Source organism: Sphingopyxis sp. USTB-05, from assembly GCF_023822045.1.
GTDB lineage: Bacteria > Pseudomonadota > Alphaproteobacteria > Sphingomonadales > Sphingomonadaceae > Sphingopyxis.
Window position 1 is genome coordinate 3966107 of record NZ_CP084712.1, and the last position, 16004, is coordinate 3982110.

The 16004-nt window shown below is 63.9% G+C and carries 13 protein-coding genes; 3 read left to right on the forward strand and 10 right to left on the reverse strand.

Annotated features, from left to right (window positions below):
• Window positions 1-4 precede the first annotated feature (4 nt).
• The 5 genes from KEC45_RS18315 to KEC45_RS18335 all read right to left on the reverse strand — a co-directional run bounded on the left by KEC45_RS18315 (window position 5) and on the right by KEC45_RS18335 (window position 5269).
• Entirely contained in the window at window positions 5-997 is a 993-nt protein-coding gene (locus KEC45_RS18315; protein WP_062186521.1) for an alpha-ketoacid dehydrogenase subunit beta, read from the reverse strand.
• Window positions 994-1974, reverse strand: coding sequence for a thiamine pyrophosphate-dependent dehydrogenase E1 component subunit alpha (locus KEC45_RS18320; RefSeq protein WP_062186519.1), 981 nt, complete (start codon window positions 1972-1974; stop codon window positions 994-996). The genes KEC45_RS18315 and KEC45_RS18320 overlap by 4 nt, the downstream gene beginning before the upstream one ends.
• Window positions 1971-2618, reverse strand: a complete 648-nt coding sequence (locus tag KEC45_RS18325) for a glutathione S-transferase family protein (RefSeq protein WP_062186517.1) — start codon at window positions 2616-2618, stop codon at window positions 1971-1973. The genes KEC45_RS18320 and KEC45_RS18325 overlap by 4 nt, the downstream gene beginning before the upstream one ends.
• Before the next feature lie 10 nt (window positions 2619-2628).
• Entirely contained in the window at window positions 2629-3393 is a 765-nt protein-coding gene (locus tag KEC45_RS18330) for an SDR family NAD(P)-dependent oxidoreductase (protein WP_062186515.1), read from the reverse strand.
• Window positions 3394-3499: 106 nt separating this feature from the next.
• A complete protein-coding gene (locus tag KEC45_RS18335; RefSeq protein WP_062186513.1) occupies window positions 3500-5269 on the reverse strand; it encodes a tetratricopeptide repeat protein in 1770 nt (589 codons plus the stop codon).
• Between the two features lie 412 nt (window positions 5270-5681).
• Here KEC45_RS18335 and KEC45_RS18340 point away from each other — a divergent pair, with 412 nt between their 5' ends.
• Window positions 5682-7649, forward strand: a complete 1968-nt coding sequence (locus KEC45_RS18340; protein WP_062186511.1) for a S9 family peptidase — start codon at window positions 5682-5684, stop codon at window positions 7647-7649.
• A 7-nt stretch (window positions 7650-7656) separates the two neighbouring features.
• Here the strand turns inward: KEC45_RS18340 and KEC45_RS18345 are convergent, their stop codons facing one another.
• Entirely contained in the window at window positions 7657-8115 is a 459-nt protein-coding gene (locus tag KEC45_RS18345) for a heme-binding protein (protein WP_062186509.1), read from the reverse strand.
• 17 nt (window positions 8116-8132) lie between these two features.
• Window positions 8133-10424: a DPP IV N-terminal domain-containing protein gene (locus KEC45_RS18350; protein WP_252171227.1), complete on the reverse strand. Its 2292-nt coding sequence runs from the start codon at window positions 10422-10424 to the stop codon at window positions 8133-8135.
• A gap of 101 nt (window positions 10425-10525) precedes the next feature.
• Between KEC45_RS18350 and KEC45_RS18355 the strand changes: the two genes are divergently transcribed.
• Together KEC45_RS18355 and KEC45_RS18360 are read left to right on the forward strand one after the other, a co-directional pair.
• On the forward strand, window positions 10526-11752 hold the full coding sequence (locus tag KEC45_RS18355) for a hypothetical protein (RefSeq protein ID WP_252171228.1): 1227 nt from the start codon (window positions 10526-10528) through the stop codon (window positions 11750-11752).
• 51 nt (window positions 11753-11803) lie between these two features.
• Window positions 11804-12904 (forward strand): alpha/beta fold hydrolase, encoded by a 1101-nt coding sequence (locus KEC45_RS18360; protein WP_062186505.1) that lies wholly within the window; start codon window positions 11804-11806, stop codon window positions 12902-12904.
• A gap of 506 nt (window positions 12905-13410) precedes the next feature.
• On the opposite strand, the gene rpmG is transcribed toward KEC45_RS18360, so the two are convergent.
• The 3 genes from rpmG to gltX all read right to left on the reverse strand — a co-directional run bounded on the left by rpmG (window position 13411) and on the right by gltX (window position 15988).
• On the reverse strand, window positions 13411-13578 hold the full coding sequence (gene rpmG, locus KEC45_RS18365) for a 50S ribosomal protein L33 (protein WP_037515700.1): 168 nt from the start codon (window positions 13576-13578) through the stop codon (window positions 13411-13413).
• A 219-nt stretch (window positions 13579-13797) separates the two neighbouring features.
• Window positions 13798-14535 carry an energy transducer TonB gene (locus KEC45_RS18370; protein WP_252171229.1) on the reverse strand — a complete coding sequence of 246 codons (738 nt, stop codon included), beginning with the start codon at window positions 14533-14535 and terminating at the stop codon, window positions 13798-13800.
• Between the two features lie 142 nt (window positions 14536-14677).
• Window positions 14678-15988, reverse strand: coding sequence for a glutamate--tRNA ligase (gene gltX, locus KEC45_RS18375; protein ID WP_062186501.1), 1311 nt, complete (start codon window positions 15986-15988; stop codon window positions 14678-14680).
• Between the last annotated feature and the right edge of the window lie 16 nt (window positions 15989-16004).

The following is a 16004-nucleotide window of genomic DNA, read 5'->3' on the forward strand; positions in this document are numbered from 1 at the left end:
GTCGTCACCCCTTCCAATTGACCGCGGCGCGTACCGCGTCGGCGATCGCATCCTTGTTCGGGATCCACGCCTGTTCGAGCGCGTTTGCCATCGGCACCGCCGAAAAGGCCCCGCCGATACGCGTCACCGGGGCTTTGAGCTTGCCGAAGAGTTTCTCATTGAGGCGCGAGGCGATTTCGGCGCCGGTGCCATATTGCTTCACCGCTTCGTGGAGCACGACCGCGCGGCCGGTCTTTTCGACCGACGCGGTCACGGTCGCCTCGTCATAGGGCGCGATGGTTCGGAGATCGATCACCTCGACCGAAATGCCTTCCTCGGCCAGCTTGCCCGCAATTTCGAGCGCGTCGAGCACGGTGCGGCCATAGGTGATGATCGAACAGTCGGTGCCCTCGCGCGTCACTGCCGCCTTGCCGAGCGGGACGATATGCCCCGGCCCCGGATCGTCCGATTTCAGGCCGTAGCAGAGGATATTCTCGATAAAGATCACCGGGTCGTTGCACGCGATCGCCGCGCGCATCAGCCCTTGGGCGTCGGCGGCGTTCGACGGCGTAACGATCTTCAACCCCGCGACATGCGCGAACCAGGCTTCGAGCATGTCCGAATGCTGGCCGCCGAAGCCGACACCGACGCCCGTCGTCGTGCGGATCACCAGCGGGACATTCGTCTGCCCCCCCGACATGAAACGCAGCTTCGCGGCATGGTTGACGATCTGATCCATCGCCACCGTGACGAAGTTCATCAGCATGATCTCAGCGATCGGACGGAACCCCGCGAGCGCGGCGCCGACGCACGCACCGACGATCGCCTGTTCGGAGATCGGGGTGGCACGGACGCGGTTCTCGCCATATTTTTCGGTGAGCCCGGCCGAGATTTTGAATACGCCGCCGCCCTGTTTCGCAGCGACATCCTCACCGAGCAGAATGACGCCTTCATCCTCGGCCATCGCCTCGTCGATCGCGCGGTTGATCGCCTGCGTCATCGTGATCTGCGCGCTCATGCCGCAATCTCCTCTTCGAAGACATCTTTGCGGATTTCCTCCGGCCCCGGCAGCGGACTGTTCGCGGCAAATTCGGCCGCCGCATCCATCTGCGCGTCAAGGTCGGCGACGATCGCGTCGAGTTCGGCTTCGGTAAACTGATGGTCGAGCATCAATTGGCGGAGGCGCGGCAACGGGTCCTCGGCCGCCATTTCGGCGAGATGCTCGGGCGGCATATAGGAGAAGTCGGCGCCGAAGAAATGGCCGAGCATCCGGTAGCACATCGCCTCGATCAGCGTCGGACCTTCGCCCGCCCGTGCGCGCTCGACCGCCGCCTTGGTGGTGTTATACATTGCGATCGCGTCGTTCCCGTCGACCTTCACGCCATTCATGCCATAGGCCTTGGCGCGCGTGACGATCGAATCGACCTTGGTGTGGTCGGCAAAGGCGGTGTGTTCGCCATAGCGGTTGTTCTGACAGAGAAAGATCACGGGCAGCTTCCAGAGCTGCGCCATGTTCATCGCCTCGTGGAATGCGCCGATATTGGTCGCGCCGTCGCCAAAACAGACCATCGTCACCTTGCCATCGCCGCGGTTCTGCGACGCCAGCGCCAGCCCGTTGGCGATCGGCAGTCCCGACCCGACGACGCCGGTGGTCACCATCACGCCGGTTTCGGGGTGGGTGATATGCATCGACCCGCCCTTGCCGCGGCAAGTGCCGCCGACCTTGCCGGCAATTTCGGCAAACAGCGGATTCAGCGGCACGCCCTTGGCGATCTGGTCATGCTGACCGCGATAGGTGGTGACGAGATAATCATCCTGATTGAGCGCCGCCATCGCCGCCGCCGACACCAGTTCCTGCCCGCGCACGGTGTAATAGATCACGGCCAGCTTGCCGGTCATCAACAGCGAGCGGAATTTCTCGTCGGCACGCGCAACGCGCATCGTGCGGGTATAGATGTCGCGCAGCGTGTCGCGGTCGATCGTCGTCTCGGTCATGCAGGCTCTCCGATGCCCATTTGGGGGTTGGCGCTGGCGGCTGCGCTGGGACGGGCGGCAACGCGGCCACGCCAGGCAGCAAGGTTGGTCAATGCGGGATCGAGCGGTTGCCCAACCATCGCGCCGAACTCGACGAAAGAATAAAGCAGGATGTCGGCCAGGCTGAAGCGGTCGCCCGCAAGCCATTGTCCCGCTCCGAGTATCCGGTCGACCTGCGCCAGCCCGTCGGCGGCCAGCCGTTTCAAGTCGGCGGCGGCATCGGGCAGGCAGAGCAGCCGGCTTTGGAACATCGGCAGCCCCTCGGCGCCGCGGAAGCCCGCGGTCATTGGCACGACGACGAGCTGGTCCACGATCCGCACCAGCATCCGCGTCTGCGCGCGCTCCTCAGGCGTTGCTCCGAGCAAGGCATTTCTGCCCAGCGTCTCGTCGAGATATTCGCAGATCGCGACGCTCTCGGCGATGCAGCTCCCGTCGTCGAGTTCGAGCACCGGCGTATGCCCCAGCGGGCTCTTCGCGCAGAAATCGGGCTGGCGGTTCTCGGCCGCCATGATGTCGACGAACCGGCGATCGACCTGCACGTTCGTCTCGGCCAGATACATCAGCACCACGCGCGGATTGGGGCCGAGCGACTGATAAAGTTTCATCGCCCGCGGCCTAGAACTGAACGCGCTTGGTGAAGCCGCCATCGATGACAAGGTGCGCCCCGGTCATATAAGGACAGGCGGGCGACGCCATGAAGACGATGCCCTTCGCGACTTCCTCCGCCTCACCAAAGCGGCCCATCGGCATTTGCGCCAGCGTTGCGTCATACAGCGCCGGGACCGCCGATTTGATGACCTCCCAATTGCCGCCCGGATAATAGATGGCGCCGGGCGACACGATATTGACGCGGATATTCTGCGCCGCGAGCGCCTGGCTCAACTGCGATCCATAGGTGATGAGCGCGGCCTTCAGCGCATTGAACGCCTGCGGCACGATGAAGGTCTCGACCGCCGCAGTCGACGACATGAAGATGATCGATCCTGACCCCGACGCCGCAAGCGCTTCGGTCAGCACTTCGACGCCGTGAACCGCGCCCATGATGTCCATGTCGAGCCCGCGCTGCCAGTCGCCGGTCGCCCCCTGCCCCGAAGAGCTGGCGGTGTGGATGAAAATGTCGCACCCGCCGAGCGTGTCGCGCGCTTTTTCGAGCCAGGCGCGATAGCCGTCGGGATTGTCCGTCATGTCGAACTGTTCGCCCAGCACCTTGCCCGGCCCCGCGGCGTCGATCGCCGCGACCGCCGCGGCAACCTTGTCGGCGTCGCGCGAGAAAAAGGCGACATCGGCGCCCTCGGCCGCGAAAATCTTGAGCGAGGCAAGCCCCAACCCGTGCGCACCGCCGTTGATGATCACCTTCTTACCGGCCAGACCCAGGTCCATCGCATCCTCCTCTCGCTATTTTGAGGGGAGAGTATCGTGCCGGCCGGCGGCGGGACATCAGCAAAAATGGGAGCGGCAGGGTCGGCCGGCTCCGCGGGGGCGCAACTTATAGGCGGTCCATACGGAGCCAAGCCTTGTCGCCGATCCACGCTTTCGACAAGGCCTTGTCTGCGGCGGCCGCTTCCAGCCTGTTCCCTTGGGCGGCCTCGCTGCGGCCGAGTCCGTAGAGCGCCCAGCCATTATTCGGCGTCTGCGCCAGCGCGGCGCGAAAAGCCTCGCTGGCCTCGCCATAGCGCCGCGCGCGGAAAAGTGCCGAACCCAGCGACTGCTTCACCGGATAATACCAATAAGATGGTTCCTGATAGGGAAGCCCGGCCTCGATCGCGATCGCCTGCCGGTAGAAGCCGATCGCTTCGTCGGTACGGCCCATCGCGCTCGCGAAGCGCCCGCGCGCGACGAATTCGGCGAGCGACACCAGATCCCCCGCCGGTACGCCCTGTTCGATCATGGCGTTCATCGCATCCGACGCCCGTATCTTTGCCATCGCCGCGAGTTCGCGGTCGAACGCTTTACGGTTGCGAAGCCCGGCATAGGCAATGCTTCGCGCGAAATGCCGCATCGCAGTAGGATAAGCGAGGCGCGGATCAGGGGCCGGCATCGCCAAAATGGCTTTCGGGTCGGCAAATTGGGCCATCGCAAAATAGGGCGCCGCATCGATCGACTGAATCCACGCGATCTGCGCCGAGGTTGCTGGATCGAGGACGGTTCTAAGCCGCTGTGCCTCGCGAATCGCGGTGCGCATATCGCCCGCCATCTGCGCCGAGGTCACGATGAAATGGATATTGTGCGGATAATAGCCGTAGCGCACGAGCCCGTTGTCGCCGGCGCTGCGGATATATTCCTCGTCGGCGCGCGCGGCCGCGACGTTGACGCGAATCGAGTCCGCATGACGCCCGCGTAGCTGGAAGATATGGCCCGGCATATGAACGAGATGGGCCGCGCTGGGCGCCGCCGGGCTCGCCAGCCGGTCGGCGGCCGCCTCTGCACGTTGCGGGTCGCTCGCTTCCATAAGATGGATGTAGAGATGGTTCGCCTGCACATGGGCGGGGTTGCGGTTCAGCACCGTTTCGACAAGCCGCACGGCTTCGCCGCTCCGGCCGACCGATGTTTTCTTGTCGCTCTCCCAATAATTCCAGGGGCTGGTGTCCATCACCGCTTCGGCAGCGAGCACCGCGACATCGTCATCGGCGGGAAAGCGGCGCGCGACATCGAGCATCGCGTCGGCATAGTTCGCGTCGAGCGCGGCGCGGTCGCTCGCGGGATCGCGCGAATATCGTTTGGCGACGGCTTCGATCAGCGCCCGCTCCATCGGCGTGGCAGAGCTTCGTAGCGCCATCGCGCGATCCATCGCGCCCAGCGCGGCGTCGCGGTCGCGCTCGTCCATCGGCGCGTTGATATTCGGACCAAGGGCGACAGCCTCGCCCCACCAGCATATCGCGCAATCGCGGTCGAGCCGCTGCGCCTCACGAAAAGAACGCACCGCACCCGCATGGTTGAAGCCATAGGTCAGGAGCAGCCCTTGGCTGAAATAACGCCGGGCCTGGTCCGTGTCCGTCGTGACGGGAAAGCGCGAAGTGGCCAGATCCGGAAAGAGCGGTATCGGCCTGCCTTCGCTGGCGGGCGCCGCGAACGCCGACGCAACCAACAGATTTTGCGCCAGCGACGAACCCGGGCGCCGCGCGCCGCAAAACAGGGTCGCAAGACGGGTGGGATCGAGCGCTTCCAATGCGGCGTTCGAAAAAGCGGGCAGCGGCGTGAAACTCGTCAGGGAAAAGCCGATCCCTGCAATGACTGCGAATTTGAATGGGCCCGGCATCACAATCCCCCTTCCCCGAAGGTGATCAGAAACAGCAGCTGCAAAATATCATGAAAACAATGCGTACCAAAACCGAATCTGCGGCGCATCTAATTGACTAATATATCAAGAAAGTCTGCTGCATGTCGGTCAAAATTTCTTGCTTCGGCGGCCGCGCGCCGATGGTAGATCTGATTGAACCGCAAAGCGTTTCCAGCGCGTCGTCAAAGTTTCTTTCGCGGCGTCAATCGGACTACGCGGCCAAGAGGGTCGATTCATGCGCTCCAGTCGGTACGCACGCATAAGGACACGGCTACGTAACCCGTAACATTTGATTTTTTTTCGCGCATGGAGAAAGTATCGGCCGACAATATTGCTGTTCGTCTTTCGGGGGGAGGATGTTTTGGGGCTTGGATATCCGCAAAAGCGGGACATGACGCGAGCGTCGCGGGGCGCCTATATTCTGGCGGCGGCGCTGCTTCTTTTTTCGTCGGGCGCGCTCGCTGCGGCGGATCCGAAGACCCCGCCGGCCACGCCCGCTTTCACTCCGCTACCGACCAGCGCCTTTGCCGAGCTTCCCTTTGTCGAAGATGTCGACCTGTCGCCCGACGGCACCCATATCGCGGGACTGTTCGGCAGCGGGGGCGAACAGCGCATCATGATGATGCCCCTCTTGGGCGACCGGTCAAAAGCCGTCGGCATCACCGTACCAGACCAGACGCAGGTCGCATGGATCCGCTGGGTCGGAAACGACAATATCGTCGTGGGGCTCTATGCGTTGATGCCGGTCGAGGCCGATCGCTGGTACATCTCGCGCGTGATCGGCATCAACCGGGCCACGGGAAAGATCACCAAATTGCTCTGGGACATCGGTGGGCAGAATGCGTCCGATGTCCTCTGGATCCCCGCTGATGGCAGCACCGAAATCCTGGTCGCGGCGCAGAGTTCGATTTATGGCGAAGATCCCGGTTTCTGGCCGACGGTCTATCGCGTCGATGTCACCACGGCGCGCAAGCGGGTCGTCGAAAGGCCGCGCACGAATATCGGGGACTGGGGCGCCGACCATCTGGGCCAGGTGCGTTTCGGCATCGGCTATCGCGATTCGGACACGCAATCGACGCTGTTGTTCCGCCCGCACGGCGAGGGGTCGTTGCGCGTGATCGATCGCGCAAAGCTTAGCGCGGAAGAGGAGTTGACCGTTCCCTTCCATTTCGTCCCCGGCAGCAACAACGGCTTCGTCATCAAGGAGATCGAGGACGGCCGGTCGGCGGTCGTCGAAGTCGACATTTCGACCGGGAAGGATGTGCGGACGGTCTATGCCGCCGACAAGGCCGATGTCGAAAGTGTCGTGCTGGGATCGAACGGGTCGAAGCTGCTCGGTGTCAGGACAAATGACCGCGAGGCACCGCTCCGCTGGATCGACCCCGCGATTGCCGCGCATCAAAAGTCGCTCGAGGAAGCATCGCCGCAATCGAAGGTCCGGATCGAAAGCCTGAGCGCCGATCAAAGCAAGATGCTGGTGCGGTTCAGCACGCCCGACAATCCGGGCCTGCTCTTTTATTTCGACGCGGCGAGGGGCGATCTGTCCAAACTGGCGGCGATGAACGACACGATCGGCGGCAAGCGCCTGTCGCGTGGGCGGATGGTCCAGTACAAGGCGCGCGACGGGCTGGAGATCGAGGGCGTGCTGACGATGCCGCGCGGTCGGCGCGACAAGAATTTGCCCTTCATCGTCATGCCGCACGGAGGCCCCTGGGGGCATGACGAGCTAAGCTATGACTATTGGGCGCAGTTCCTCGCCGAACGCGGTTATGCGGTACTCCAGCCCAATTTCCGTGGATCGACCGGTTATGGCGCTGCATTCGAAAAGGCGGGGCAGGGCCAGTTGGGCTTTGCGATGCAGGACGATGTCACCGACGGCGTGCAATGGGCGGTTAAGGAAGGCATCGCCGACCCGAAACGGGTCTGCATCGTCGGCGGCTCTTATGGCGGCTATGCCGCGATGTGGGGGATCGCCAAGGATCCCGACCTGTATCGCTGCGCGATTTCGATCAACGGCGTCGCCAATCTGCGCCGCGAGGTCAATGATTTCGGTGGGCTGATGCGCGAACGCCTCTATCGAAGCCAGTGGCAGAAGATGACCCCCGATTTCGCCGCAGTGTCGCCGATCAATGCGATTGCCCGGATCAAGACCCCGCTGCTGCTGATCCACGGCAAGAAGGACGTCACCGTCGATCACGGCCAGTCGTCGCGCATGTATGGGGCGATGACGAAGGCCGGCAAGTCGGTCGAGTTCGTATCGGTGCCGCTTGCCGACCATTATTTCACACGTCAGGCCGATCGCATGACATTACTGACGTCGATCGAAACCTTCCTCGCAAAGCATAATCCGGCCGACTGAGCCGATACTACATTGCAGCTTCGATCCCCGCGGCGACGCAGGCCTCGTCCTGCTCGGGCAGCGCGCCGCTCGCAGCGGCGACACCGATCATCCGGCCGTCGACGATCACCGGAACGCCGCCGCCGATCGCCACGGCATCAAAGGCATTTTGCGCGGACGGGTCCATCTTCGCGACCTCGCGGCTGCTGCGCCCGGTGCGGAAGACGGTGCGCGCCTTGCCCTGCGCAAGAACGCCGCTGGTGCGCGTCGCACCGTCCATGCCGACGAAACGAATGAGGTCGCCATATTCGCTCAGCACCGCGACATGCACCTTCCACCCCGATTTCGCGGCGAGCGCGAGGCAGGTGTCGGTGATCGTCTGCGCGTCGGCGGCATCGATCCTGCGGTCGCGCTTCAGTTCGGCGCTGACGGGGGACATCGGCAGAATGAAGGCGGCGATAGCGGTGGCGAGGGTCGCGCGGATCATTGGCATTTCTCCATTTTTCACGGCGCGGGCGGCGCGGCGGCGCGGGCGTTCCAGTCGGGGGTTTCCTGCCCGGCCAGATTGTTCAGGAAGAAATCGAATTGCTTGCGCTGGCCGTAATCGACCGGGCCGGTCGAGCGGCCGACCGCATGGCCCCCGCCCGGGACGACGAGCAGGTCGAAGACCTTGTTGGACTTCACCAGCGCGCTCACCACCTGCATCGTCGACGCGGGGTCGACATTCTCATCCTGCTCGCCGACGATCATCAACAGCTTGCCCTTGAGCCGCCAGGCGTTGTCGACGCCCGACGAGGCCGAATAGCTGGCATCGACCGGCCAGCCCATCCACTGTTCGTTCCAGCTGATCTTGTCCATGCGGTTGTCGAAACAGCCCGCAAAGGCGACCCCGACCTTATAGAATTCGGGATAGAACAACAGGCCCGACAATGTGTTCTGCCCGCCCGCCGATCCGCCATAGAGACCGACGCGCGAGATGTCGTAAGCGGGATTTTGCGCCGCGACCGCCTTGTGCCAGAGGATGCGATCGGGAAAGCCCGCATCGCCGATATTCTTCCAGGCGACATCATGGAACGCCTTCGAGCGATTGAGCGTACCCATGCCGTCGATCTGGACGACGATGAAGCCAAGGTCGGCGAGCGACTGCATCCCGACGACCTTGTCGCCCCCCGAATGATAGCCGAACGGCCACCATGTCTTGGGCACGAAGCTCGAATGCGGGCCGGCATAGATATTCTCGATCACCGGATAGCGCTTCGCCGGATCGAAATCGCGCGGGCGGACGATCAGGCCGTAAATGTCGGTCTGCCCGTCGCGGCCTTTCGCGACGAAGGGTTCGGGCGCCTTGAAACCCGCCGCGAGCAGTTTTGAGATATCGGCGCGCTCAAGCGCCGCGACGAGGCTGCCGTCGCGCGTGCGACGCAGTTCGGCGACGGGCGGCAGGTCGACGCGTGAATAGGTGTCGACGTACAGGCTCATGTCGGGCGACAAGGCAATGTCATGATAGGCATTGGCGCTGGTCAATGGGGTCAGCTTGCTGCCGTCGAAATCGATCCGGTAAAAATGCTGGAAATAGGGGTCTTCGCCCGCGTTCATTCCGCTCGCGGTGAAATATATCTGCCGTTTCGCCTCATCGACTTTGACGACATCGCGGACGACCCACGCACCCTTTGTGACCTGCGTTTTCACCGCGCCGGTGGCGCCGTCAAAAAGATAGAGATGGTTCCACCCGTCGCGTTCGGACATCCAGATGACTTCGCGTCCGTTATCGAGGTCGTAACGGAAGCGGCGCCCCTGGTTGATGAAGCTCTTCGCCTCTTCGGTTACCGCGGCGTGGGGCGCCCCCGTGACCGCATCGATCGACACGACGCGCGCGAGTTGGTGGCCGCGCTGCTCGTAAACGAAACTGACGCTGGCGCTGTCCTTCCGCCATTCGAGTTTCGTCATGTCATAAGGATTGGCGAACAGTTCGCCCGGCACCGAAAGCTGCCGCCCCGCTGCGACATCGAACAAGGCCGGCTGGTCGATGTCGACCGCGTCACCGGGCTTCGGATAGAGCTGTTCCATCACACGCGGCTGCACCTGATCGGCGGGGGTCGAGAGGATGCGGGTGACGATCCGGCGAAAGCCGGGTCGGACGCGGTACGCCGCGAGCTTCGCCGAATCGGGTGACCAGACGATCGATTCGGGATCGTAGAAATTGGCGTCGGAACCGTCGGTGCTGATCCGTTTCCACGCGCCGCCGATCGGGCGCACCGCGATGTTGAAATTTTCGACATGCGCCTCCCACTTGCCGTCGGGCGAGCGGCGCGGGCTGTTGTCGGCGGGGACCGCAAGGTCGCGTACGACGCCGAAGGCACGCGGCTGACCCACGCGTGGGGTCTCGGCGCAGACATAGTCGGCGAGGCTGCATTGCCAGCTATCGTCGTGCAGCGAGAATTTGATTGCCTTGCCGTCGGGCAAGAAAGCGAAGCTTTCGAACGGCAGGCGCAACGCCGCGTAGCTTTCCCCCGTCGCCTTGCCGAGCGCCGACGCGAGGCGCTGCTGGTCGAAGCTCGGCCGCTTCTTTCCCGACTTCGCGTCATAGGTGACGAAAGCGAAGCCCCCGGGCACCGTCTTGCGATAGGCATAGCCACGCCCGTCGGCGGTCCAGTGGCCGGCAAAGGCGACATTCTCGGTCAGGCCGATCCAGCTTTCGCGCAAGGCCAGCGAGCGGTCGATATCGGCTTCGCTTATTTGCGCTGCCGCCGGTGTCGCGACCAGCGCAAACGCCAGCATGATGTTCCCGAACCTCATGATCCCTCCCGCCGATTGACGCGGACGAGTTTATTGTATTTAGTATACGATGCAAGAGCGGTTTAGCGTTGCTGGCCAAGGGCAATCCCAGGGAGACGATGATGGCGCATTCCAGATGGGCGATGATGGCGATGACCTTGGCGATAGCGGTTCCGCTGCACGCACAGCCTGCGGCGCCGGCGCCCGCCCCGCAAACCGAAACCGATGCCTATACGCGCTATGAGCTGCTCGCTCCGGGCAGCCACAAATTCCGCATTATCTATGAAATCACCGCGAGCTCGCCGGGCGCGACCGCTTATTACAACCCAATTCGTCCCGGGAGTGTCGCAACCGACGAGAGCGTCACCGATCGCGCGACGGGCAAACCGCTGCCGTTCAGCGTCGTTCCGGGCGGCGTCGCAAAGGCGGGCGGCGTCCGCGGTGCCAAACCCGACGGTGAATATATCGAGGTGAAGCTCGCCCGCCCGGTCGCCGCCGACGGCGGCGAGGGCCGCGTGCTGATCGACAAGACCTATGCCGATGCGAAAAGCTATTACAGCGAGGGCGATGTCATCGTCTTCGACCGGCCGCTCGGCAACAAGCGCAATTCGGTGATCCTGCCCGCAGGCTACGAGCTGCTCTCGTGCAACTATCCGGCGCAGGTGCTGCAGGAAGCCGACGGGCGGATCAAGATCGCCTTCTGGAACAACACGCCGGCCGAGGCGCCGCTGCTGATCAAGGCGCGGCCCTCGCCCGGCCTCAAAGCCGCGCCGTCGAGCGTCAAGGCGCCGCTCGTCGAGCGCGCGTACCAGAGCCGCGAGGTCACCTATTTCCTTCAGCCGCCCGAAACGCACAGCTTCGACCTCTATCACGACTATACCGAAACGCGGCCGGGGGTCGGCACCTATGTGAACATCGTCCGCCCCGGCAGCAGCGCGTCGAAACCGTCGGCGCGCAACCTCGACAGCGGCGCACCGCTACGTTGGGAAATGCTGAAGGGCGAGGCGATCTTGAAGGCGAGCCCCGGCGAACAGGGCGTGACCGCCGATACCGAGGCGGTGGTGTTCCACTTCGACCCGGTGAAAAAGGGCGAGAGCGCGCGGCTGCGCTTTTCCGAAACCTATACCGACCCCGAACGCTATGGCGTGTCCGGCGACGAACTCGTGTGGCACCGCTCGTTCGGGCGGCCGCTCAACACCGTCGTGCTGCCCGCGGGCTGGGTGCTCACCAACAGCTCGATCCCCGCGACGATCAAACAGACCGACGACGGGCGCACGCGGCTCGAATATATCAACCCGCGCGCCGACGAGATCGACGTGATCATCACCGCGCGGCGCCGGCCGTCTTGACGGCTGCGGGGCGGCACGGCACCGCGGCATCCCATATTAGAGGAGACACCGATGAGCTTCCTGACCTTCGCGTTGCTCGCCATGCAGTCCGCCACGGCCCCGGCCGCAGCGCCCGCCCCGGCCCCTGTTGCGGCACCTGCGAGCAAGTGGGTGACGAAGGAAGGCGACGTCACCATCCGCAATTTCAAATTCCGCTCGGGTGAGATCATGCCTGCGGTCCGGTTGCACTACAGCACGCTGGGCACGCCGCATCGGGGTGCGAACGGCGAGATCGACAATGCCGTGATGGTCCTCCACGGCACCGGCGGCAGCGGCAAGCAATTCCTCCAGCCGCAGTTTGCCGACGAGCTGTACGGGCCGGGCCAGCCGCTCGACATCAAACGCTATTATATCATCCTGCCCGACAATGTCGGCCATGGCGCTTCATCCAAACCTTCGGACGGTCTTAGGATGAAATTCCCGCAATATGACTATGACGACATGGTCGAACTGCAGCACCGGATGCTCACCGAAGGGCTCGGCATCAAGAAGCTGCGCCTGATCATGGGCACCTCGATGGGGTGCATGCACGGCTTCATCTGGGGCGAGACCTATCCCGACTTTGCGCAGGCATTGATGCCGATGGCGTGCCAGCCGGTCGAGATCGCGGGTCAGAATCGCATGTGGCGCCAGTTGCTGGTCGACGGAATCAAGGCCGACCCCGCGTGGATGGGCGGCGAGTATAAGAGCCAGCCGGTACTGGGGCTGCGCACCGCGGCGTCGCTGTCGGTGATCGCGGGCGGCGCGCCGCTCAACCTCCAGAAAAATTATCCGACGCGCGATGCCGCCGCCGCCTATGCGCGCGAGCGGGTTGAGCGCGACATCGCGAGCCGCGACGCCAACGACATGATCTATCAGTTCGAATCGTCGCGGACGTACAATCCATGGCCGGGGCTCGAGAAGATCACCGCGCCGATGACGTGGATCAACTCGGCAGACGACTTCATCAACCCGCGCAATCTGCCCTATCCCGAGCAAGCGGTGAAAAGGATGCCCAACGCGCGATTCCGCCTGATCGCCGAAAGCGACGAGACGCGCGGCCACGGCACGCACACATGGGCGGTCCAGTGGAAGGCCGACCTGATCGACCTCATCGCGCGCAGCAGCCGCTAGAGCAAAAACGGCTTTTCGACCTATTGCTGCCGTTGCAGGTGTGTGCCCCGGCGAAGGCCGGGGTCCAGAGCGCAACGAGCAGAGGTCGGCTCTCTGAAGCCCTGGGCCCCGGCCTTCGCCGGGGTGCGCAAATGGGAAACGACCGGTTGCCGACCAATCCTTTTTCGTCACCCCGGACTTGATCCGGGGTCCCGCTTTCGGTCGAAGCTATCCGGTGCCTCAAAAAGCGGGATCCCGGGTCAAGCCCGGGATGACGAACGGTGGGTAACGAGCGGGAGTTGGCGATAGGGATGTGCACCCCGGCGAAAGCCGGGGCCCAGAATTCCAACGCTGCCTTTCCGCACTGGGCCCCGGCTTTCGCCGGGGTGCACAAAGGGCAACTTCCCACCCCAAACCAGCCATTATGCGGGCACGAAAAAGGGCGGCTCGCAGCCGCCCCTCGATCCCCGCCTGCGCGAGGATGATGCATTTTCAAACCGCGCGGCAATGCCGCACGGGAAAATGCATTACTTGATCTTGGCTTCCTTGAACTCGACGTGCTTGCGGACACGCGGATCATATTTACGCACCGACATTTTTTCGGTCATCGTGCGCGGGTTCTTTTTCGTGACATAGAAAAAGCCCGTGTCAGCGGTGCTCACCAGCTTGATCTTGACGGTCGTCGGCTTGGCCATGGCCCTGTTCCTCGAAATAACTGCACATCCGCCGGAGGCCCGATGGATGCGGCGGGACTAGGGCCCCGACGTTGGTGTGAAAAACATGAAAGGGCCGCGCGATGCCGCACCGCCCTTCAATATCCGGGCGCCTTTGACGGGATTCGGCCTTTCTGTCAAGCGAAAGGAACGGGCGGGCGGCACAAAACCGCCCGCCCTGGAGGGGTCGGAATGAAGACCCTAGGCGTTTTTGATCTCGAACCGGACGCGCATTTCCTTCCAGCTTTCCTCAGGAACCCCGCCACGCGTCGCCGCCTTGAAGCGCCATTTGGTATGCGCCCGCCGTTTCGTCGCCTCGAAAAACGCCGGATCGTCGGTGCTGACCAGCTCGACCGCCTTCACCCTGCCATCGGTGCCGATCAGCACACGGACGACCGCGACGCCCTCGATCCCCTCGCGCTGCGCGCGTGCGGGATAATCGGGCTGGAAAAGGCCCGCATAGCGCTCGTCGAGCCGCGCGAGCACCAGCTTTGGGGGCTGCGCGGGCGGATCGATGACCTGGGGCAAGGTCGTTCCCGTTCCGGTGCCGGCCGGCGGAACATAGGGCTCGTCGATCCGGCCGACGGGCGGATCCTGAGCGATCGGCGGTAGAGGGGTCCGCGGCGCCGTAAACTGTTCTTGCGGCTGCTGGGCCTGGGGTTTGGCGTCGGGCTGCGGCTCGGGCGGTTTGGGCTTGGGCAGCGTGATCGACTTCCACGGCGGCGTGGCGGTCGACGGCTCATCGATGATGATCATCGGCGACAGGGCCACTGCCGCGACCAGCGCCGCAGGCAACGCCACCGCGAACAGCGCAGCGACCGGGTGGCGGCCACGATCGCTTCCATAGCTGTTACGCGGCAGCGGCACCGCAGTCCCGGCGGGCGCGGTGGTCGCTTCGGGCGCAGTCATAATCGCCGAAATCAGTGGTATCAGGGTCATGGCATCTCTCCTTGCCTGTACGACCCGGCCCTGCCGCGTTCCGACCGTTGCTATCGGCCAGGTCAGATCAACGTGATATTATAACATTACGTCTCATGTCAAGCAGATCGGTAAACATGACCCTAAGCCATGAAATACGCGGTCAGACGGCGGAAAAGCGGGCCACCGCCTGATCCTTGTCGATCAGCGGCAGCAGCTCGGCCATATCGGGGCCGTGATCGCGGCCAGTCAGCGCGCGGCGCAGCGGCAGGAACAGCGCGCGTCCCTTTGCCCCGGTCGCCTCCTTCACCGCGCCGGTGAGCGCGTGCCAGGGATCGGTGGACCAGTCGACATTCGGCGCGGCGGCGGCGGCGGCGGCGAGCACCTCGCGGTCGCTCGCTTCCGCTGGCGGCGGAGCAAGCGGGCCGTCGAACACCCCCACCCAGTCGGCTGCCTCTGCGACCGTCATCAGGTTCGGGCGAATCGCGTTCCAGCGCGCTTCGCCGATGGCGAGCGGCAAGCGCGGCGCGACGGCCGCATAATCGGTATGGTGCAGGATTTTCTGGTTGAGTAGCGCGAGTTCGGCTTCATCGAAGCGCGCGGGCGCGCGGCCAAAGCGTGCGAAGTCGATGCTTTCGATCAGCGGCGCCAGGCTCGTCACGGGTTCGACCGGATCGCTCGTCCCAAGCCGCGCGAGCAAGGCGGCGAGGGCGATCGGTTCGATCCCACTCTCACGCAAACTGGCCATGCCGAGCGAGCCGAGCCGTTTCGACAATTTGCCTTCGGTGCCGACGAGCAGCGCCTCATGCGCAAATTCGGGCGGGTTCGCGCCGAGCGCGGCGAACATCTGGATCTGCGTCGCAGTGTTCGACACATGATCCTCGCCGCGCACGACATGCGTGATGCCCATCGCGATATCGTCGATCACGCTCGGCAACAGATAGAGCCAACTGCCGTCGGCACGGCGCACGACGGGGTCGGACATCGTCTTCGGCTCAAAATGCTGCGGGCCGCGGACCATATCGGTCCACTCGATCGCGGCGTCATGGTCGAGCTTGAAACGCCAATGCGGCTGTACACCCTCGGGCACCGGCGCCCCCTCGGGCTTGCGCTCGTACACGGGAGGAAGTCCGCGCGACAATAGCACCTTGCGCCGGATATCGAGCTCTTCGGGCGTCTCGTAACAGGCATAGACGCGGCCCGCCGCCTTCAATTTGTCGAACTCGGCTTCGTACAGCGCGAAGCGCGCCGACTGCCGCTCTTCGCCGTCGATATCGAAGCCGAGCCAGGCAAGATCGGCGCGAATGCCGTCGACATATTCCTCTTTCGACCGTTCGAGGTCGGTGTCGTCGACGCGCAGCAGAAAACGCCCGCCATGCTTCCTTGCCCACAGCCAGTTGTGGAGCGCGGTGCGGACATTGCCGACATGGAGCGTGCCGGTCGGCGAAGGGGCGAAGCGGGTCGTGACGGTCATGGGCGGCGCCTATAGC